The organism is Amylibacter marinus (assembly GCF_030160015.1).
GTDB lineage: Bacteria > Pseudomonadota > Alphaproteobacteria > Rhodobacterales > Rhodobacteraceae > Amylibacter > Amylibacter marinus.
Genome location: NZ_BSNN01000004.1, coordinates 374,827 through 395,819, shown reverse-complemented (window position 1 = coordinate 395,819; position 20,993 = coordinate 374,827). Strand labels below are relative to the sequence as shown.

Below are 20,993 nucleotides of genomic sequence, written 5' to 3'. Positions count from 1 at the left end.
ATGTCTGATATCATCTTTGCATTGGCTAGCGCCAAGGGTAGGGCAGGTGTATCTATCCTGCGGGTCTCTGGTGCGGGTGCACGGGATATATGCCAGAATTTTGCGGGCGTGGGCCTGCCGATTTCTGGGCGTAGCCTGCGTAAAATTTATGATTCAGATGGGCTGTTTATTGACGAGGCTTTGATCCTGACCTTTGCTAAGGGCGCTAGCTTCACTGGTGAAGAGGTTGTTGAAATCCAATGCCACGGTAGCCAAGCGGTGGTGGCCAGCCTGTTGCGCCTGTTGGCGGCACAGGATGGTGCGCGCCTGGCAGAACCGGGCGAATTTACCCGCCGTGCCCTACAAAATGGCGAGCTGGATTTAGCGCAGGTCGAGGGACTTGCAGATCTAATCGATGCAGAAACAGAGGCACAGCGCCGCCTTGCCGCGCGGGTAATGCAGGGTGGATTATCTGAAAAGGTGGTCCAGTGGCGGGTTGATCTGATCCGTGCCGTTAGTTTGATCGAGGCCACCATCGATTTTGCGGATGAAGATATCCCAATGGATGTTGGCCCAGAGGTCGCAGAATTGATCGAGAAAACCCAAGCAGATCTGCGCGCTGAAATCAAAGGCAGCTTTGCCGCAGAGCGTATCCGCGAAGGGTTCGAAGTGGCAATAATCGGCCCGCCAAATATTGGTAAATCAACCTTGTTGAATGCATTGGCGGGGCGTGACGCGGCGATCATTTCTGACATCGCAGGAACCACCCGCGATGTGATCGAGGTTCGTATGGATATTGATGGACTAGCGGTCACCCTGCTGGATACTGCCGGCTTGCGCGAAACCGAGGATCAGGTGGAACGCATCGGGGTAGAGCGCGCGCGCCAACGAGCCAGCGCGGCTGATTTGCGGGTGTTTTTAACCCCTGATGGATCACAGATCGATGCAGAGGTGGTGGTGCAACCCGACGATATTATCGCGGTGGGCAAGTCTGATTTACACCCAAGGGGCGATGGGTTTAGGCTCTCTGGCAAGTCGGCTGAGGGCTTGGATCAATTATTGATGCGTATCTCACAGGTGCTATCAGAGCGCTCTCTGGGCGCTCAGACAGCCACTCGCGAGCGCCACAGGATTGCGATGCAAGAATCAATGGGGTATCTGAATACCGCAGTAGAGGTTATCGCACAGGGGCCAGAGGTGTCTGAGTTGGCATCAGCAGAGCTACATCAAGGCATTTTATGTCTTAGTGGCCTTATCGGTGCAGTGGGTGTAGAAGACTTACTGGATGAAATATTTGCCAGCTTCTGTCTGGGTAAATAAAGACGGGATAAATGAGATTGCTGTAATGTTTCACGTGAAACATTCTGGCCTAGCGATAAGGAGTGTTTCACGTGAAACATTACGATGTCATTGTGATTGGGGGCGGTCATGCCGGCGCGGATGCCGCGCAGGCCGCTTGGCGCATGGGTGCTAAAACCGCGCTGGTTACCCACAGATTTAGCTCGATTGGCGAGATGTCCTGTAACCCTGCCATCGGCGGATTGGGCAAGGGGCATCTGGTGCGAGAGGTCGACGCGCTGGATGGGGTGATGGGCCGTGTGGCTGATAAATCTGGTATCCAGTTTCGATTGCTGAATCGACGTAAGGGGCCAGCAGTGCAGGGGCCGCGAACGCAGGCAGATCGCGCATTATATCGTGCCGCGATGCAAGCGGAATTCAAGGACAAGCAAGGCCTAGATGTGATCGAGGCAGAGGTTGCCGATTTGATCATGTACGATGGCGCTGTTGCTGGAGTTATCCTTGCGGATGAATCAAAGATAGAATCTCACTCTGTGGTGCTGACCACGGGCACGTTCCTACGTGGGGTTATTCACATTGGCGATGTTAGCCGCCCGGGTGGGCGGATGGGCGATAAGCCTGCGATTCCATTGGCAGAACGACTTGATAGTTTTAACCTACCCCTTGGGCGGCTGAAAACCGGCACACCCCCGCGGCTTGATGGGCGGACGATTAACTGGGATATTTTGGACAGCCAGCCGGCCGATGACGAGCCAGCGCTGTTTTCTTTTATGTCTGATACATCGGTTATTCCACGCCAAATTAGATGTGGAATCACCCATACAAATGCCACCACGCATCAGATTATTTCGGATAACCTAGAGCGCTCCGCCATGTATGGCGGCCATATTGATGGGGTTGGCCCGCGTTATTGCCCGTCGATCGAGGATAAAGTTGTCCGTTTTGCTGACAAGGACTCGCATCAGGTTTTCCTAGAGCCTGAGGGATTGGATGATTTTACGGTTTATCCCAATGGAATTTCCACCAGCCTGCCAGAAGATGTGCAAGAGGCCTATGTACGGTCTATGGTAGGGCTAGAAGATGTTACAATTCTTCAACCGGGCTATGCGATTGAATATGATTACGTCGACCCCCGCGCTCTACGTCATACGCTAGAGCTAAAGGATGTGCCAAATCTATACCTTGCGGGGCAGATTAACGGCACCACAGGCTACGAAGAGGCCGCGGCGCAGGGGCTTGTGGCCGGATTAAACGCGGCGGCGGCGGCTCAGGGCAAGGATTCCATCGTTTTTGACCGCGCAGAGGCCTATATCGGTGTGATGATCGACGATTTGGTGACAAGAGGGGTGTCAGAACCCTACCGAATGTTTACCAGCCGCGCCGAATATAGGCTAAGCCTGCGGGCGGATAACGCCGATCAGCGCCTTACAAAGGTGGGCTTGGCGATTGGTTGTATTGGCAAAGATCGCGAGAGGCTATTTTTGGAGAAGATGGAAAGACTGGCAAAGGCGCAGAAGATGTTGTCAGAGCTAAGCCTAACACCAACCGAAGCCCGCAAAAATGGTATTTCTATAAATCAAGATGGCGTCCGCAGATCAGGGCTTGAAATGCTGTCTTATAAAGATGTGGATATTTCTACACTTACACCAATTTGGCCTGAATTGTCAGATATATCACCAGATATCGTGGATCAGCTGCAAAAAGACGCTATATACGCTAATTATATTGACCGCCAAACGGCTTCAATTACAGCGATGCGCCGCGATGAGGCTCTAAAAATACCAGATGATTTTTCATATTCTGGTATTCCTGGCCTTTCAAATGAGCTGCAGTCAAAACTGACAGCCGCACGCCCGGCAACACTGGGGCAAGCAGGGCGCATTGATGGCATGACACCGGCGGCACTGGCCTTGATTCTGACGCGTATTCGTCAGCCAAGCTTGAAGGCTCGCGCATGACCGAAGAAGAGGCAAAGGAAAAAATTCAAGAGCTGAGCAATGTTTCACGTGAAACAATGGACCGACTTGAGATCTATGCAAATTTACTAGAGCGCTGGAATCCAAAAATTAATTTGGTTAGCAAAGCTACACTGCATGAAAAATGGCAGCGTCATTTCTTGGATTCTGCCCAATTGATACCGCATATCCATGAATCCGCGGGAAAATTGGTTGATATCGGGTCTGGCGCTGGATTTGCGGGGCTGGTTGTAGCGAGTATTGCCCACCAGACGCACCCCAATCTATCCGTAACCTTGATCGAGGCTGATACACGCAAATGCGCCTTTATGCGTACTGCCGCGCGCGAAATGGGTATCGAGGCACAGATTATCACCCAGCGGATAGAAGAGGCTGCCAATCTTGGCGCAGATATAGTATCTGCTCGTGCCTTGGCGCCAATATCTATGCTTCTTACATATGCTCGGCAGATTTTGGCACCCACTGGGCATTGCCTGTTCTTGAAAGGTGAAGCATGTGATAATGAATTAGAGATCGCCGCAGAATCGTGGGATTTTAAGGTGGAAAAAAGCCAAAGTATCACTCATGATCAAGGGGTGATCGTTAAATTGACAGGGATACAGGGTGCAAACTAAATCAAAGCGCATTATCGCAATTGCCAACCAAAAAGGCGGTGTAGGGAAAACCACCACCGCGATTAATCTTGCCGCTGGCTTGGCTAAAAAAGGTAACAAAACCCTGCTGATAGATATAGATCCTCAGGGAAATGCCTCTACGGGGTTGGGAGTTTTGCCAGAGGATCGGGATCAAACGGTTTATGATGTTCTTGTGGATCAAAAACCGGTCAAGGATGCAATTATCCCTACCTCTATCAATAATCTGTCGTTATTGGCATCTAATACCGATCTCAGCTCTGCTGATGTTGAGCTGATGTCAGACAAGGGTCGCCTACTGCGCCTGCGCAGTTCTTTGGCGGATTTGTCGGACTATAAATATGTGTTCATTGATTGCCCGCCCTCGCTGAATTTGCTGACCTTGAATGCCTTTGCGGCATCTGACAGCGTGCTAGTGCCTCTGCAATCAGAGTTTTTCGCTCTTGAGGGCCTATCTCAACTGATGCTTACGGTTAAAGAGCTACGTCAAACGCTGGGCAGCACGCTCTTTATCGATGGGGTAGTGCTAACGATGTTCGATCGGCGCAACAAGCTGTCGCAACAGGTGGAATTGGATGTGCGCGAAAACCTTGGGGATTTGGTGTATGATGCAATTATTCCCCGATCGGTGCGCCTGTCCGAGGCACCATCTTATGGTGAATCTGTGTTTCAATACGATGCCGCTGGCAAGGGTGCGGCGGCCTATTTGGCATTGGCCAGCGAATTTTTAAAACGCGATAAATCAAGATCAAAATAACCCTCTAACAAATTGGGAAGAAACAATAATGGCAAAGAAAAGCAAGCAAAAACAGGGTCTGGGTCGTGGCTTGTCCGCGTTAATGGCAGATATTGAAACACCGGCGGTTTCTACCACATCTGCACGCCGCGAGGGTGCTATTGGTGATCGCAAAATACCCATCGAGAAAATCACCGCAAATCCTGATCAGCCACGTCGAGATTTTGATCAGGATGATCTAGACGATCTATCAGCGTCCATCGCCTCGCGCGGGGTGATACAGCCGATTATCGTGCGTCCATCGCCGCTGAATGAAGGTGAATTTCAAATTGTAGCAGGCGAGCGCCGTTGGCGCGCCGCGCAGCAGGCCCAGTTGCACGAAGTACCCGTGGTAATCCGCGAAATGAATGATCAAGAGCTGTTAGAGGTCGCGATTATCGAGAACGTTCAGCGTGCTGATCTAAATGCGGTGGAAGAGGCGCTGGGATACCGCGCGCTAATGGACAGCTTTGGTCATACGCAAGAGCAGGTGTCATCTGCCCTTGGCAAAAGCCGCAGCTATATCGCCAATATCTTGCGCTTGCTGAACCTACCGGCCGAGGTTCAAGGTTTTGTTCGGGCAGGGCATCTATCTGTTGGCCATGCCCGCACGGTGATTGGTCATGAGGATGCCTTGGCATTGGCGCGGATCATGATCCAGAAAAATCTGTCCGTTCGCGAGGCGGAAAAGTTGGTGAAACAAGGGCTTGCGACAAAGACCTCACCCAAAACTGTGCGTCACGAGAAGGACGCAGATACCCGCGCGATTGAATCCGATTTATCGGCCCAGCTGCGCATGAAGGTATCGATTGATCATAAGGTTGGCGGCGAGGCAGGTAAGGTAACCATCTCATATGATGATTTGGAACAGCTAGATCAACTTTGCTCAATTCTATCGTCTAATCGCTAGGTCGGCTCCAGATAAAAACCAGCACACAGCACAGTGTTGCGCCCTGAACCACCAGCAGTATCGGGCGCAACCCAAGGGCGATAGATATCCCAAAAACCGCGGCAATGCTAAATGTTGCCAGGCGTTTGGCGCGCGGGTTTATCGCGCCTTTCTCGTTCCAATCCTTAATCGGTGGGCCTAGGGTTGGGTGCTGGACCAGCCAATCATGCATCCGCTGAGAAGAGCGGGCAAAGCAAAATGCCGCCAACAGCAAGAGCGGCACAGTAGGCAGAAGTGGTAGAAAGATTCCCAGCACACCAATGGCCAGTGACAGCATTCCACCGATGAACCAAACTGTCTTCATGCCAATAAATCCCGTAAAATGGCGTTTAGCACCATTCTACCACTATTGGTTGCAATTAGTCTATTTTTCTCGCGTTTTAATAGACCTAAATCGACATTGTTTTTAATTGCGGAATCGCGAGGTGGTGATCCGTTAAGTGATTGATATCTAGTAATATTTGTCCCCTCTGATAGGCGCAAAGACATCATTAAATACTCTGAGGCTTGATCCTCTGGTTCCACTCGTTCCGCATCATACAGGGCTGTGCCGTTTTGCTCGACGAGAGAGAGCCATTTTTCTGGGTTCTCGGGGCTATGTGTTGCGATGCGTTGACGATCTACCGTGATGCGACCATGGGCACCAGCGCCAACGCCCACGTAATCGCCATAGCGCCAGTAGATTAAATTGTGCCGAGATTCTGATCCTGGGGCTGCGTGATTGGATACCTCATATGCGGGCATGCCTAGGGCATTGCAATAGTCCTGTGTACGGGCATACATGTCGGCGGAGGCGTCATCGCTGGGCAGGCCGCGTAACTTTCCGCGATCGTATAATTCACCAAAGCGGGTGTTCGGCTCGATTGTCAATTGATACAGCGATAGGTGATCCACAGCCATTTCTGCCGCTTCGCGCAATTCTGAGTGCCAGCTATTCTGATCTTGGTCCTGGCGGGCATAAATCAAATCAAAGCTGACGCGCGTGAAATATTTCTTGGCTATATCAAATGCGGCGCGTGCCTCGGCGGCGCTGTGCATCCGGCCAAGGCGGCGTAGATCAGCATCGTTTAGGGCCTGCACGCCCATGGACAATCGATTTACACCTGCCTGCGCAAATCCTGCAAATTTGGTGGCTTCTACAGATGTGGGGTTTGCCTCTAAATTGATCTCTGTATTCATATCCACCTGCCATAGGTTGGATATTTTATCTATTATTTGCCGCACAGTATCAGGCGACATTAAACTGGGGGTGCCACCGCCGAAGAAAATAGTATTGACCAATCTGTTCGGCGTACGGGCGTGTTCGTTTTCTAGCTCGCGGCATAGGGCATCGGCCCAGCGTTTTTGATCAACACTGTCGCGCACATGGGAATTAAAATCGCAATAGGGGCATTTGGCGGCACAAAATGGCCAGTGGACATAAATGCCGAAACCGGCATTTTTCCAATCTTCGGTTAGGTCAAACACTGTTTCAACAATGTAAATGCATTGGCGCGGTGGCTCATCTCGTGCTTTTTGCTGGCCTCCATTTCACCAAAGGTGATGTCGAACCCATCGGGGATGAAAATTGGATCGTAGCCAAAGCCCATATCACCGCGCATAGGCCATGTTAGGGATCCCTGCACCTTCCCGTCAAAGATTTCGTCGTGACCATCGGGCCAAGCTAGGCAAAGCGTGCAACAAAATTGTGCGTTGCGGGGGAATGGTGCGTTGTTATCCTCAAGCATTGTCCATGTTTTGGTCATGGCCATTACAAAATCGCGGCCATTTTCCGTTTCGGCCCAGTCGGCAGTATAGACACCGGGCGCGCCGCCCAGACCATCGACCATAATGCCACTGTCATCCGATAGGGCGGGCAGGCCAGATTTTTGTGCCGCGTAATGCGCCTTGATGCGCGCATTACCGGCAAATGTATCCTCGGTCTCTTCGGGTTCATCGAAGCCCAGTTCAGCCGCGGAAATTACCGAAATATCATAGGGAGCAACCAGCGCGGAAATTTCACGCAGTTTGCCTGCGTTGTGGCTGGCCAGTACCAATTTTTTTTCGGTAAGTTTGCGCATCAGGAAACCGCGGCCTTCTGTGCTGCCACCAATTCGGCCACGCCCTTTTCGGCCAAATCCATTAGATGATCGAATTCTGCGCGGCTGAATGTGGCGCCCTCGGCGCTTCCTTGCAATTCGATCAACCCGCCAGCACCTGTCATGACGAAATTTGCATCGGTGCCTGCTTCGCTATCTTCGGGGTAATCCAGATCCAGCACGGGCTGGCCGCCATAGATACCACATGAAACAGCCGCGACATGATCCGTTAGCGGGTCTGATTTGATATCGCCTGCTTTCATCAGCGCATTAACCGCCAATTTCAGCGCGATCCAGCCGCCGGTAATGGATGCACAGCGCGTTCCGCCATCAGCCTGTAATACATCGCAATCCACGGTGATCTGACGTTCACCCAGTGCCACGCGATCAACGCCTGCGCGCAATGAGCGCCCGATCAGGCGTTGTATTTCTTGGGTACGGCCAGATTGCTTGCCAGATGCGGCTTCGCGGCGATTGCGCGAACCGGTTGCGCGGGGCAACATTCCATATTCGGCTGTTACCCAGCCCAGCCCAGAATTGCGCAACCACGGTGGCAGGCGATCCTCTACGCTGGCGGTGCATAATACATGGGTATCGCCGCATTTAATCAAACAAGAGCCCTCGGCGTGCTTGGTAAATCCTGTTTCTACGCTGATGGGGCGCATTTCGTCGTTTGCTCTGCCTGATGGGCGCATGGTGGTCTCCTTTTGGGTTATGTTGTGATACCGTGTGAAACAGATAGGCGCAAACCTAGATTGACGATGGCAGAACAAGTTTTTACTGTGATACCTGATTTGTCAGAGGCGCCTTGTGAACCAAAACCCTACACATTCGATAGATGACCTGAAGGGCCGCTCTAAGGAGGTGTTCCGCCTGCTGGTGGAATCCTATCTGGATACGGGCGAACCGGTGGGATCGCGCACCCTAACACGGAATTTTTCTGAAAAGGTATCTGCGGCCACAATTCGCAATGTAATGCAGGATTTGGAATTTTTGGGGCTGTTGGATTCGCCGCATACATCTGCGGGCCGCGTGCCCACCGATCTGGGATTGCGGATGTTTGTGGATGGGGTGCTAGAGGTCGGCGATCTGGCCAATCCCGAACGCCAAGCGATAGAGCAATCCATGGGCCATGGCAGCAACCTCACATCTGTTCTGGATCAGGCGGGATCGATGCTATCTGGCCTAACCCAAGGTGCCAGCGTGGTCTTAGCCCCCAAAACCGAAGCGCCAATAAAACATATTGAATTTGTGTCCCTGGCCCCTGATCGTGCATTGGTGGTGATGGTGACAGAGGATGGACAGGTGGAAAACCGCATGTTCACACCGCCCTTGGGCCAGACCCCTTCTGCCATGCGCGAGGCGGCAAATTTCCTAAATTCTATCGCGGGTGGGCATACCATTTCGGAATTGAAATCCGTGGTCGAACAACAGGTGGCCCGGAACCAACGCGATCTGGATATTCTGTCACAAAAACTGATCCAAGAGGGCGTGGCGGCATGGTCGGCAGATCAAGGCATCGCCCCGCGCCTGATGGTACGCGGGCGATCTAATCTGATTGATGGCGATACCAGCGAAGAGGATATGGAGCGCATCAAATCCTTGTTCGATGATCTAGAGCAAAAGAAAGATATTGCTCAATTTCTAGATCTGGCAGAGCAGGGCGATGGAGTTAAGATATTTATTGGCTCGGAAAACAAATTGTTTTCACTTTCGGGGTCGTCATTGGTTGTTTCTCCCTATATGAACGCTGATCGAAAGGTAATCGGCGCGGTGGGTGTTATCGGGCCGACCCGATTGAATTATGGGCGCGTCGTGCCCATCGTAGATTTTACCGCCCAATTGATCGGGCGCATACTTAGAACCTAAGAGGCTAAAATGGCAGACCAAGACAACACGCCAGTTGAGAATGATGATGATAAAAACGTAAGCCTTGCGGGCGGGGACGAGCTGATTGATATCATGGCGTTTGATGAAGAAGCCGAGCCCGAGCCCGAGATCGAAGGATCTGAGGCGCTAGAGGCGCTACAGGCTGAAAATGCAGACTTAAAAGATCGCCTGATGCGCGCTATGGCCGAGGCCGAGAACCAACGCAAACGGGGCGAGCGTGATCGCCGCGATGCCGAGGTATACGGCGGGCGCAAGCTGGCCCGCGATTTATTGTCTGTTTATGATAACATGCAGCGCGCACTTGATGCGGCAACGGATGAGCAACGCGAGGCGAACAAGAGCCTGTTTGAGGGTATTGACCTGACTCAGCGCGAGCTGATCCTAGCGTTTTCAAAGCACAAAATCACGCCCATCGTGCCCGAGGTTGGCGATAAGTTCGACCCCGAAATTCATCAGGCAATGTTCGAGGCCCCCGTTCCAAACCAGCCCGCAGGATCGGTCATTCAGGTCATGGATACCGGATTTATGATCGCAGACCGCCTGCTACGCCCTGCAAATGTGGGTGTTTCATCCAAAGGATAATATCATGAGCCAAGGCCACCGTTCCATGCCGATCCTGTCTGTCAGGGATGTTCTGAAATCGGTCGAGTTCTTTGAATGCCTTGGCTTTTCCTCTGCGGGTCATTGGAACAATGATGATGGCACGGTGAATTTTTCGATCATTGTGCTGGATGATATCACGCTAGGCCTGATGCGCGATGTAGATGCGCGCGGCACTGGCGAAAATTGGGCGGCCTATTTGTATGTGGCCGATATTGATGCGCTGGCGGATCATGCACAGGCGAATAATGTGGTGCTGGCCCGCGAAATAGTCGATCAATTTTATGGATGCCGTGATTTTGAAATTATCGATCCAGATGGCAATCGATTGTGTATTGGCCAAGATCAAACACCTGGTGAACGTGGGCCGGGGCTTTAGTCTTGTAGCTGTTCTTTTAGCTCGTAAATTAGGGCTAGCGCCTGTTTGGGGGTTAGCTCATCTGGCATGATTTTTTGCAGGCTTTGTTCTACCGCGGACTCTTTGCTTATTGCTACCGGTGTTGGGGTGGCATTGAATAAAGGCAATTCATCTATCAAGGTCTGGGTTTTGCCCGCACCCTCGGCGGCACCGGATTCTAGCTTTGCTAAAACCTCTTTGGCACGGCCCACAACGGCGTTGGGCAATCCTGCCAGCTTTGCCACCTGAACACCATAACTGCGATCTGCGGCCCCTTGTTTGACCTCGTGCAGGAAAATGATCTCGCCTTTCCATTCGCGAACGGAAACGGTGGCGTTCTCTAGGCCAACTAGATTAGCGTTTAGCCCCGTAAGCTCATGATAATGCGTAGCAAACAACGTTCTACACTGGTTTACGTCGTGTAGGTTTTCTAGTGTAGCCCATGCAATCGACAGGCCATCATATGTGGCCGTACCGCGGCCAATTTCATCTAGGATTACCAATGCCTTGTCACCTGCTTGATTCAGGATTGCGGCGGTTTCTACCATTTCTACCATGAATGTAGAGCGCCCACGTGCTAGATCATCTGATGCGCCCACACGGGAAAACAGTTGGGTCACCACGCCAATTTCCGCCGCCTCGGCGGGCACATAGCTGCCCATCTGTGCAAGCAGAACAATCAGGGCATTTTGGCGCAGAAATGTTGATTTACCCGCCATATTGGGGCCTGTTAACAGCCAGATCGGCTTGTCGCCCTTGGTGCCTGCGGACAAGGTGCAATCATTGGCGATAAAACTGCCTGATGCATCCTTCTTCAGTGCGGCTTCGACCACCGGATGGCGGCCCTTGGTGATCTTGAATTGTCGATCATCGGTCATTTTGGGGCGACACCAATTTTCGCTGGCGGCTAGATCGGCCAATGCGGTGGCCAGATCAATCTGTGCAAGGGCGCGGGCCGTGTTGGCGATTTCTGGGCCATTGGCCATGATTTCTGTGCATAGGGCGCCAAAGATCTCGACCTCTAGCGCCTGTGCTTGCCCTGCGGCATTTAGGATTTTAGTTTCCAGCTCTGACAGTTCTAGCGTTGTAAAGCGCACGGCATTGGCTGTGGTTTGGCGATGGATGAAATCCTGGGATAACGGCTCGTCCAGCATGGTTTTCGCATGGGTTGCTGGTGTCTCAATAAAATATCCCAACACGTTGTTATGCTTAACTTTTAGAGATGTGATACCTGTCTGTTTCGCATATGTGGCCTGAAGCGCTGAAATCACCTTGCGGCCTTCATCTCGCAGGGTTTTGGCCTCGTCTAGGGTGGCATTATACCCGCTGGCCACAAATCCCCCATCGCGCGCCAGCAAGGGCACATCGTCATTTAGCGCATTATCCAAAAGCGAGATGAGCGCATCATGCCCGACCAAGTCTTTGACCATCTCTTCTATTGATTTGGCGTGTAGTTGACTGAGGGCGCTGTGCAGGGTGCTGGCCTGAGCAAGGCTTTGGCGGATGGCCAATAAATCGCGCGGCCCCCCACGATCCAGCGAGATACGGGTCAGGGCACGTTCAATATCCGCAGTTTGGCGCAGGGATTGCCGGGTGTCTACGCGCAGGGGGCTGTTATCCAAAAATTCGGTGACTGCGCTGAGACGGTTGTTGATCGTTGTTACCTGTGTCGAGGGGCTGGCAAGGCGCCTTTCCAGCAGGCGCGCGCCTGCGGCGGTAATAGTGCGATCTATGGTATACAGCAAAGAGCCGCGGCGATCCCCCGTTAGGGTCTTGCTGAGCTCTAGGTTGCGCCGCGTGGCAGCATCAATCTCCATGATAGACTGCTCAGATTCGCGCACTGGTGGCTTCACCAGCGGCAATTTCCCACGCTGGGTGATGTTTAGGTAATCAACAATCGCGCCCAATGCTGCGGTTTCTGCCCGGCTGAATTGCCCAAACCCATCCAATGATTGCACCTTAAACAGATCACACAGGCGCGCCAATGAAGACGCGCTGTCAAAGCTGGATGGCGCAAGGGGTGACAGGGTGGTGTCATTTTCGCCGCAGGCCTCGGCCAGCGTATCCGACAGGGTTTCTGGTACCAGAATTTCGGCGGGGTTTATGCGCGCCAACATTGGCCCGAACATCACGCTTGCAATACTCTGCACAGAAAAATCACCGGTGGAGACATCTAGCCAAGCAAAGGCGGATTGGTCACGTACCTGCGTAAATGCCGCCAGATAGTTATGCTCGCGCGGGGATAATAGGGTATCCTCGGTCAGGGTGCCTGCGGTGACCAAACGTACAACACCGCGATTAACCACAGATTTTGCGCCGCGCTTTTTTGCCTCGGCGGGGGTTTCCAGCTGTTCACAGACCGCCACGCTGAATCCCTTGCGGATCAAGGTTAGTAGATAGTTTTCGGCGGCGTGAAAAGGCACACCACACATGGGAATATCTTGGCCTAGATGTTTGCCGCGCTTGGTCAGGGATATATCCAGCGCTTCTGCGGCGGCGACGGCGTCATCGAAAAACATCTCGTAAAAATCGCCCATGCGGTAGAACAATAGGGCGTTTGGATAATCGCTTTTGATTTCCAAAAACTGTGCCATCATTGGCGTTACGCTGGATTTTGTAGACATGTTGGCGGCTGGTTCCCTGTTTCACAGCAGAGTACCCGCCGTTGATTTTAAGGAAAAGCAAATAATGATCTTGGTAGGAAAAAGGGGCCACATGGCCCCTTTAATACTTAACCCTTCATGCTGTCCCAAAAGGTTTTAACCTTGCCGAAGAAGTTTTCGGATTCAGGGTTATTATCCTCGGACAGTTTATCAAATTCGCGCAACAGTTCGCGCTGTTTTGAGGTTAGGTTCACAGGTGTTTCCACCGCCAGCTCTAGGTATAGGTCACCCTTGCCAGCACCGCGTAGGGCCGGCATGCCTTTGCCCTTTAGGCGCATTTGTTTGCCGGATTGCGCACCAACTGGGATTTTGACGCGGGATTTTCCGCCATCAATATTTGGCACCTCGATCTCGCCACCAAGGGCCGCGCTGGCCATGGATACGGGAACGCGGCAGAACAGATTGTTGCCCTCGCGTTCAAACAGATCATGATCGTTTACATCAATGAAGATGTATAGATCACCTGCTGGCCCACCGCGCTGGCCTGCCTCGCCTTCGCCTGTTAGGCGGATGCGTGTGCCACGTTCTACACCCGCGGGGATGTTAACTGATAACGAACGTTCGCGCTGAGTCGAGCCTTCGCCATGGCATTTACCGCATGGATTGGTGATGGTTTCGCCGCGCCCATTACAGGTAGGGCATGTGCGTTCGACGGTGAAAAACCCCTGCTGTGCACGGACCTTGCCCATGCCATTACAGGTGGGGCAACGTGAGGGTTCAGACCCAGCCGCCGCACCAGAACCAGAGCAACCATCACAGGCAACAGAGCTGTTGACGGAAATGGTTTCTTGTTTTCCGTGGAACGCATCCTCTAGGCTGACACGTAGATTATAGCGCAAATCAGAGCCGCGCCGCGCCGCAGAGGCCCCGCCACGCTGGCCGCCGAAATTACCGAACAGATCATCGAACACATCTGAAAATGCTGATCCAAAATCGCCTTGGCCGCCGAATGGGCTACGCCCACCGCCGCCGCCATGGCCGCCCTCGAATGCGGCATGGCCATAGGAATCGTAGGCTGCGCGTTTCTCGGCATCTTTCAGTATATCATAGGCTTCATTGGCCTCTTTAAACTGATCTTCGGCTTTTGGGTTGTCTTGATTGCGATCTGGATGCAGCTCCATCGCCTTTTTGCGATAGGCCTTTTTAATCTCTTTTTCGTCCGCACCGCGCGAAACGCCCAAGACCTCGTAGTAATCACGCTTTGACATGTTGTCTCCTTCGCGAAAGAGCGCTGGCCCTGTATTTTACCACAGAACCAGCGCCATTAAAGTGAGCTTGGGAGCGGATTAGCGATCGCCTTTGCCAAGGTCTTCGAAATCTGCATCAACGATGTCTTCGTCTACGCCGCGAGGCTCGCCTGCATCGTCGTCACCCATACCTTCGGGGGCCTCTGGTGCGGCTTCTGCCTGTGCCTTGTAGATGGCTTCGCCCAGTTTCATTGAAGATTCTGATAGATCCTGTGTGCGGGCGCTGATTTTAGATGCATCATCACCTTCTAGGGCTTCTTTCAGGTTGGCAATTGACATCTCAATCACCTCAACAGTTGTTGGATCAACCTTATCTGAATGCTCTTCCAGCGATTTTTCAGTGCCGTGGATCATGCTCTCGGCGGTATTCTTCGCCTCAACCAATTCCTTGCGCTCTTTATCTGCTTCGGCATTCTCTTCGGCGTCTTGAACCATTTGTTCGATATCATCATCAGACAGGCCACCAGAAGCTTGGATCGTGATCTTGTGCTCTTTGTTGGTACCTTTGTCCGTAGCGGATACAGATACGATACCGTTGGCATCGATATCAAATGCCACCTCGATTTGTGGCATGCCGCGTGGTGCTGGTGGGATATCTTCTAGGTTAAATTGACCCAAGATTTTGTTGTCCGCGGCCATTTCACGTTCCCCTTGGAATACGCGGATGGTCACAGCATTTTGGTTGTCTTCTGCGGTAGAGAATACCTGAGACTTCTTGGTTGGGATCGTAGTGTTGCGATCGATCAGGCGGGTAAAGATACCGCCCATTGTTTCGATGCCCAGTGACAGGGGTGTCACATCCAGCAGAACCACGTCTTTCACATCGCCCTGTAGGATACCGGCCTGAATTGCGGCACCCATGGCAACCACTTCGTCAGGGTTTACACCCTTGTGCGGCTCTTTGCCGAAGAATTCGGTAACGGCTTCGATCACTTTGGGCATACGGGTCATACCACCCACCAAAACAACCTCGTCGATGTCATCTTTGGACAGGCCAGCATCTTTCAATGCAGCGGCACAAGGCTTCATAGAACGTTTGATCAAGTCGGCAACCAAGCTTTCCAATTTGGCGCGGGTCAGTTTAAGCACAAGGTGCAACGGCTGACCGCCATTTGGATCCATAGAGATAAACGGCTGGTTGATTTCTGTTTGTGTAGAAGACGACAGCTCGATCTTGGCTTTCTCGGCGGCTTCTTTCAGGCGCTGTAGGGCCATTTTGTCCTTGGTAAGGTCAACGCCGTTCTCTTTCTTGAACTCTTCGGCCAAGTATTGAACGATGCGCATATCGAAATCTTCGCCGCCCAGCGCTGTGTCGCCGTTGGTTGATTTTACTTCGAATAGGCCATCGTCGATTTCCATAACGGACACATCGAATGTACCACCACCAAGGTCGTAAACAACGATGGTTTTATCGCCATCTTTATCCAGGCCATATGCCAATGCCGCGGCTGTTGGCTCGTTGATGATACGCAGAACGTTCAGACCTGCGATTTTACCCGCGTCTTTTGTTGCTTGGCGTTGTGCATCGTTAAAGTATGCAGGAACGGTAACAACTGCTTCTGTTACTGTTTCACCTAGGTAACCCTCGGCGGTTTCTTTCATCTTTTGCAGGATGAAAGCAGAGATTTGGGAAGGAGAGTATTTTTCACCCTCAACTTGAACCCAAGCATCACCATTGCCGCCATCAACTACGTTGAAGGGCAGGTGCTTCATTTCTTTTTTGATTTGCGGATCATTGATCGAACGGCCGATCAAACGCTTCACAGCAAATAATGTGTTTTCGGGGTTGGTTACCGCTTGGCGTTTTGCGGCTTGGCCGACCAGACGCTCTTCGTCTTTGAAGGCAACCAGAGACGGGGTGGTGCGGGCACCCTCTGCGTTTTCTACAACCTTGGGCTGAGAACCATCCATGATGGCAACGCAAGAGTTTGTGGTTCCTAGATCAATACCAATGACTTTTGCCATTTTAACATTCCTTCTATTGGCGATTTTGTGGCCAAACCCATTATGGCATTTGACCGCTATCCCATACCCGCAAAGAATTCACGGATACGCATCAGGTTATATAATAAGCTCGTTCAGCATTCGCAAGACCCAGTTCACCTAATTTAACTGGTGTGGGGGTGCAACTTTTTGTTACTAATTTTGCATGACAGAACCTCTTGGCCCGGCCTTAATGATTAAGGGTTTCAAAATTTTTAAGAATGCGATCTCGGCGGATGACCGGCGCCTGTTGGTGCATGATCTGCGCTTGGCTGTAGAACGCGCACCATTGTACCGATCCTATACCCCATCCGGACAGCCACTAAGCGTGCGCACCACATCTATGGGGCGCTATGGTTGGTATTCTGATGCGGCCGGATATCGCTATGTTACCCGCCACCCAAATGGCACGAAATGGCCGGCCATACCTGCGCCGCTGTTGAATCTATGGGGGCTGTTGGTTTCTACAGACCGCGCCCCCGATTCCTGTTTGCTGAATTATTACTCAGGTACGGCCAAAATGGGGTTACACCGCGACAATGACGAGGTGGATTTTTCGTGGCCGGTTTTGTCGATATCGCTGGGGGATGATGCGTTGTTTCGGGTTGGGGGCATGGCGCGCGGCGATGCAACCCAAAGCGTATGGTTATCCTCGGGCGATGTGGTGGTGATGGGGGGCGATGCCCGTAGGGCCTATCACGGGATTGATCGGATAAAATTTGGTACATCTCGCCTGCTTGCGCATGGTGGGCGTATCAATTTGACATTGCGCGTGGCAAAATAATTATTGCCGCGCCTTCCAGCTTTCGGATGCGAATTTACGTGTCCAGTGATCCACCATAAACCCAGCCAATAGGACGCCTAGGCTAACATAGATCGCATAAGAGATATCGGTGCGGGTGGCGGTATAGTTTATAAACATCGAAGAGCGTGCGAAATCGATGGTATGAAACAATGGATTCCATGCAAACATTGGCCACATCGCGGTGGGGATAAGGTTGGCCAAGCTGAATTTGCCGCTGAATACCATATTCACACGCTGAAAGGTCTGTGCCACGATGCGCATTGTTTTAGGTAGAAATACAGAGATCGCCAAAAACAAATTCCCTATTGCCACGCCGGCCAGCCAAGCCACGAAAAACGAAAGCGCCACCCCAGCAGGGTAATAAATCTCGACCGGTTCCAGTAGAACATGTGTTAGGAACAAAATAATGAAAAACGCCAAAATCTGCACATAGACCGCCGCCAGTGCCGCCGCTAGAATATTCAGGATAGAGGTCACATGCGTATGCAGGTTCATTTGGTTCAGCGGGCCCTTGGTTTTCATTACCGCGCCAATTGCCTTGACGTGAACCAGAAATAGAAAAACCCCAGACATCACAAACAAGATTTCATTACCGCGCACGGCCAGCTGACGCATGCCCATGATCTGCATAAAGAAATAGAAAAACGCCACATAGATCATTGATTGCAAAATATCGTTCAGCAATCCAACCATCGGATTCACCTTGGCCTTGCGCACCTCGCGCACGGTCGAGTGGTACAACAGATCAAAAAAGCGAAACACCTCGGCAATGCCGCTAGGTTTTGTTGGTGGCGTAAACATAAACGACATTTACGGGCTTTCTGCGCTAATTTCCAATAAGACTTGTTGTTTTGCCGAATAAAATTTAATTCAGTGGCTATATGGCTAGTCTCCAAGAGGAAATAAATTATGAACCCCGCTGAAATTATCCCCGTAATTCGCCAACTTGCTATCGAGGCTGGCGAAAAAATTATGGAAATTTACCAGTCCGATGATTTCGAGGTTCAGCTGAAAAGCGACGAAAGCCCGGTAACCATTGCGGATGAAACCGCAGACAAGTTGATCTATGCGGGCCTACGCGCCGCCTTTCCTGATGCGCCGATCGTTACCGAGGAACAATCCGATACCCATACAGAACAAGCCAAGACATTCTTTATTGTAGATCCACTGGACGGCACCAAGGAATTCATCCACCGTCGTGGGGATTTCACGGTGAATATCGCCTATGTTGTGGATGGCAGACCCGCGCTGGGCGTGGTCTATGCCCCCGCCAAGGATCGCCTGTTTTACACAGATGAAAATGGTCAGTCGGTAGAAGAATCCGGCCCATTCATGGCGGATACCATTGGTCAGGTTACCCCAATCTCGGTATCCACCCCAGATATGGACAAGCTGATTGTCGTGGCATCAAAATCGCACCGCGACCAAGCATTGGAAGATTACATCGCCAAATACAACGTGGCCGACAGCCGTGCGGCGGGCTCTTCGTTGAAGTTCTGCCTGATTGCCACGGGCGAGGCGGATATATACCCCCGCGTTGGCCGCACCATGGAATGGGACACAGCCGCAGGTCATGCGGTATTGCTGGGCGCAGGTGGGCATGTGGTGCGCTATGATGACCACACGCCGCTAACCTATGGCAAAAACATCTTCGAAAACCCGTTCTTCATCGCCTATGCACCGGGCATCACATTGGAAAAAGCATAATGTCCACGTTAATCGTCGTTCCCGCGCGCTATGCATCCAGCCGATTTCCCGGCAAACCTTTGGCGGAGCTAACAGGTGCATCTGGTGTTAAAAAATCTCTGATCCAGCGCAGCTGGGAGGCGGCGATGGCGGTGGCAACCGCAGATGTAGATGTGGTGGTCGCCACGGACGATGATCGCATTCGTGATGCCGCGCGGGCCTTTGGGGCGGATGTGGTGATGACCAGCGCCTCTTGTCAAAATGGCACCGAGCGTTGTGCCGATGCGATTAACAATATTGATAAATCTTATGATTTGGTGGTGAACCTACAGGGCGATGCGCCACTTAGCCCTGCATGGTTTGTAGAAGAGCTGATCGCCAGTTTCGACAGCGGTCATGGGGCTGATATGGTGACACCTGTGCTGTTATGCGACAGCGAAACGGTGCAGGCATTCCAAGCGGATCGTGCCGCAGGGCAGGTGGGGGGTACCACCGCAGTGTTTGATGATACGGGCCGTGCGCTGTACTTTTCCAAAGAGGTTTTGCCCTATGCAGATGATCCCGCAACGCAGGTTTATCACCACGTTGGTATTTATGCATACCGCCCAGCGGCCCTGCGTGATTACCTAACATGGCCCACAGGCCCGCTGGAAACGGCCGAGGGTCTAGAGCAATTGCGGTTTCTAGAAAATGGCCGCAAGATCCATTGCCAGCTGGTGGATGGCAAGGGGCGCGCCTTTTGGGAGGTGAACAACCCCAGTGATATCGAGCGCGTAAACGGCATGTTGCAAAAACTGGGGATTGAATGACCGCACAGCCCGCAATCAGCGTTATCATTGTGTCCCAAGGGCGCGATGATCTGTTGACATCTGTGCTACGTGCGCTGCGCCTTCAGCGGTTTAAGAATTTTGAGGTGATCGTGGTTACGCGGTCTCAGCCAGCGGGCTTTGTGCCGCCAGAGATTGACCCTGATCACATCAAATATGTAAACTTTACCCAAGAGAATATATCAGCTGCGCGCAATCAGGGGCTGGCAATTGCGGCAGGGGAAATCGCCGCCTTTATCGATGATGATGCCATTCCCGATCCAGACTGGCTGGCACGGTTAATCCCTGCATTTGATAATCCACAGGTTGGGGCGGCGGGCGGATTTGTACGCGGGCGCAATGGTATTTCTTATCAGTGGCGGGGTATTGAATTTGATGTCTGTGGGCGGGATTATGATCTGGAAATAACGGCCCCTATGACAAGGGGTATTGAAAACGGGCGTGTGCTAAAAGTGCAGGGCACCAACTGTGCGTTTCGCCTATCAGCTATTTTGCCATTGGGCGGATTTGACGAGGGCTTTCGCTATTATCTTGATGAAACTGATCTGAGCCTAAGGGTGGCCCAAGCGGGGTGGTTGACCAGCATTATCCCCGACGCACAGGTGCATCATGGATTTGCCGCCAGCACCAGACGCAGTGCCGCGCGCATACCACAATCGCTAGAGCTATTGGGCCGATCCATGCAACGGTTTTTACAAAAACATGCCCCAGAGCAGATTGATGCTCAGTGTGCACAGTTCTCCAAGGATCAGCACCGGCGATTGTCTGGTCTGCTGGTCTGGGGCCATCTGGATGTGATGGACATGGGATATTTGATGGATACGCTTAAGGCAGGGCTATCTGATAGCGCAGTGTTTTCACCCGTGGGTGCAATTGAGCAGGCATCTGATTTCCTGCAATACCCAACCTCTGAAATGGGGGATGTGGTTTTACATGCCAGCATTTGGCGGCGCGGATCACTTATGAAACGCGCCAAAGAATCAGCGGATCGAGGCAACATTGTGAATGCATTTTGCCTTAGTTACACCACATTGTTTCACAAACGAATTTTTCACAAAGACGGGTACTGGATGCAAACGGGCGGTGTTTTTGGTAAATCAAATCGCAGTGGATCGCTCTTATTTTTAAAGGGATTTACAATTAAATCCCGCGTGATTGCAGAGGTAAAGCGCCTCGGAATTGATGCTCGGTTTTATTAAAATTAGAA

20 protein-coding genes are annotated in these 20,993 nt (G+C 52.0%); 12 read left to right on the top strand and 8 right to left on the bottom strand.

Annotated elements, in window-relative coordinates; all coding sequences use genetic code 11:
• From mnmE to QQL62_RS09125, 5 genes are all read left to right on the top strand, one after another.
• Entirely contained in the window at positions 1–1,299 is a 1,299-nt protein-coding gene (gene mnmE / locus QQL62_RS09145; RefSeq protein WP_284378069.1) for a tRNA uridine-5-carboxymethylaminomethyl(34) synthesis GTPase MnmE, read from the top strand.
• Between the two features lie 71 nt (positions 1,300–1,370).
• Positions 1,371–3,236 carry a tRNA uridine-5-carboxymethylaminomethyl(34) synthesis enzyme MnmG gene (gene mnmG / locus QQL62_RS09140; RefSeq protein ID WP_284378065.1) on the top strand — a complete coding sequence of 622 codons (1,866 nt, stop codon included), beginning with the start codon at positions 1,371–1,373 and terminating at the stop codon, positions 3,234–3,236.
• On the top strand, positions 3,233–3,868 hold the full coding sequence (gene rsmG, locus QQL62_RS09135) for a 16S rRNA (guanine(527)-N(7))-methyltransferase RsmG (RefSeq protein ID WP_284378062.1): 636 nt from the start codon (positions 3,233–3,235) through the stop codon (positions 3,866–3,868). Before mnmG ends, rsmG begins: the two co-directional genes overlap by 4 nt.
• Entirely contained in the window at positions 3,858–4,643 is a 786-nt protein-coding gene (locus tag QQL62_RS09130) for a ParA family protein (RefSeq protein WP_284378060.1), read from the top strand. Before rsmG ends, QQL62_RS09130 begins: the two co-directional genes overlap by 11 nt.
• A gap of 28 nt (positions 4,644–4,671) precedes the next feature.
• Positions 4,672–5,571 carry a ParB/RepB/Spo0J family partition protein gene (locus QQL62_RS09125; RefSeq protein ID WP_284378058.1) on the top strand — a complete coding sequence of 300 codons (900 nt, stop codon included), beginning with the start codon at positions 4,672–4,674 and terminating at the stop codon, positions 5,569–5,571.
• Here QQL62_RS09125 and QQL62_RS09120 read toward each other — a convergent pair.
• From QQL62_RS09120 to rph, 4 genes are read right to left on the bottom strand one after another with little or no spacing between them, the layout of a single operon-like run.
• The gene (locus tag QQL62_RS09120; protein ID WP_284378056.1) at positions 5,561–5,914 is read right to left on the bottom strand and encodes a YbaN family protein; all 354 of its coding nucleotides are present in this window, start codon (positions 5,912–5,914) and stop codon (positions 5,561–5,563) included. The genes QQL62_RS09125 and QQL62_RS09120 overlap by 11 nt on opposite strands.
• The gene (hemW, locus tag QQL62_RS09115; RefSeq protein ID WP_284378054.1) at positions 5,911–7,077 is read right to left on the bottom strand and encodes a radical SAM family heme chaperone HemW; all 1,167 of its coding nucleotides are present in this window, start codon (positions 7,075–7,077) and stop codon (positions 5,911–5,913) included. The genes QQL62_RS09120 and hemW overlap by 4 nt, the downstream gene beginning before the upstream one ends.
• Complete coding sequence (rdgB, locus tag QQL62_RS09110) at positions 7,065–7,670, bottom strand: RdgB/HAM1 family non-canonical purine NTP pyrophosphatase (RefSeq protein ID WP_284378052.1); 606 nt, start codon at positions 7,668–7,670, stop codon at positions 7,065–7,067. Before rdgB ends, hemW begins: the two co-directional genes overlap by 13 nt.
• Positions 7,670–8,383, bottom strand: a complete 714-nt coding sequence (gene rph / locus QQL62_RS09105; protein ID WP_284378049.1) for a ribonuclease PH — start codon at positions 8,381–8,383, stop codon at positions 7,670–7,672. The genes rdgB and rph overlap by 1 nt, the downstream gene beginning before the upstream one ends.
• 115 nt (positions 8,384–8,498) lie before the next feature.
• Between rph and hrcA the strand changes: the two genes are divergently transcribed.
• The 3 genes from hrcA to QQL62_RS09090 are packed head-to-tail and all read left to right on the top strand — an operon-like array spanning position 8,499 to position 10,557.
• Entirely contained in the window at positions 8,499–9,557 is a 1,059-nt protein-coding gene (gene hrcA / locus QQL62_RS09100; protein WP_284378048.1) for a heat-inducible transcriptional repressor HrcA, read from the top strand.
• Between the two features lie 9 nt (positions 9,558–9,566).
• Positions 9,567–10,160 (top strand): nucleotide exchange factor GrpE, encoded by a 594-nt coding sequence (gene grpE, locus QQL62_RS09095; RefSeq protein ID WP_431355755.1) that lies wholly within the window; start codon positions 9,567–9,569, stop codon positions 10,158–10,160.
• Between the two features lie 4 nt (positions 10,161–10,164).
• A complete protein-coding gene (locus QQL62_RS09090; protein ID WP_284378047.1) occupies positions 10,165–10,557 on the top strand; it encodes a VOC family protein in 393 nt (130 codons plus the stop codon).
• Here QQL62_RS09090 and mutS read toward each other — a convergent pair.
• The 3 genes from mutS to dnaK form a co-directional block, all read right to left on the bottom strand.
• Positions 10,554–13,199, bottom strand: a complete 2,646-nt coding sequence (gene mutS / locus QQL62_RS09085; RefSeq protein WP_284378045.1) for a DNA mismatch repair protein MutS — start codon at positions 13,197–13,199, stop codon at positions 10,554–10,556. The two genes, QQL62_RS09090 and mutS, sit on opposite strands and share 4 nt — an antisense overlap.
• Positions 13,200–13,306: 107 nt before the next feature.
• Entirely contained in the window at positions 13,307–14,446 is a 1,140-nt protein-coding gene (gene dnaJ / locus QQL62_RS09080; protein WP_284378043.1) for a molecular chaperone DnaJ, read from the bottom strand.
• Positions 14,447–14,524: 78 nt separating this feature from the next.
• Complete coding sequence (gene dnaK, locus QQL62_RS09075; RefSeq protein WP_284378041.1) at positions 14,525–16,450, bottom strand: molecular chaperone DnaK; 1,926 nt, start codon at positions 16,448–16,450, stop codon at positions 14,525–14,527.
• 184 nt (positions 16,451–16,634) lie between these two features.
• Between dnaK and QQL62_RS09070 the strand changes: the two genes are divergently transcribed.
• Entirely contained in the window at positions 16,635–17,252 is a 618-nt protein-coding gene (locus QQL62_RS09070; protein WP_284378039.1) for an alpha-ketoglutarate-dependent dioxygenase AlkB, read from the top strand.
• Here the strand turns inward: QQL62_RS09070 and QQL62_RS09065 are convergent, their stop codons facing one another.
• Positions 17,253–18,083, bottom strand: a complete 831-nt coding sequence (locus tag QQL62_RS09065; RefSeq protein WP_284378037.1) for an ABC transporter permease — start codon at positions 18,081–18,083, stop codon at positions 17,253–17,255. It lies immediately after the preceding gene.
• Between the two features lie 99 nt (positions 18,084–18,182).
• Here QQL62_RS09065 and cysQ point away from each other — a divergent pair, with 99 nt between their 5' ends.
• From cysQ to QQL62_RS09050, 3 genes are read left to right on the top strand one after another with little or no spacing between them, the layout of a single operon-like run.
• Entirely contained in the window at positions 18,183–18,980 is a 798-nt protein-coding gene (gene cysQ, locus QQL62_RS09060; protein WP_284378035.1) for a 3'(2'),5'-bisphosphate nucleotidase CysQ, read from the top strand.
• Positions 18,980–19,768 (top strand): 3-deoxy-manno-octulosonate cytidylyltransferase family protein, encoded by a 789-nt coding sequence (locus QQL62_RS09055; RefSeq protein ID WP_284378034.1) that lies wholly within the window; start codon positions 18,980–18,982, stop codon positions 19,766–19,768. The genes cysQ and QQL62_RS09055 overlap by 1 nt, the downstream gene beginning before the upstream one ends.
• The gene (locus QQL62_RS09050; protein WP_284378032.1) at positions 19,765–20,985 is read left to right on the top strand and encodes a glycosyltransferase family 2 protein; all 1,221 of its coding nucleotides are present in this window, start codon (positions 19,765–19,767) and stop codon (positions 20,983–20,985) included. The genes QQL62_RS09055 and QQL62_RS09050 overlap by 4 nt, the downstream gene beginning before the upstream one ends.
• Positions 20,986–20,993 lie beyond the last annotated feature (8 nt).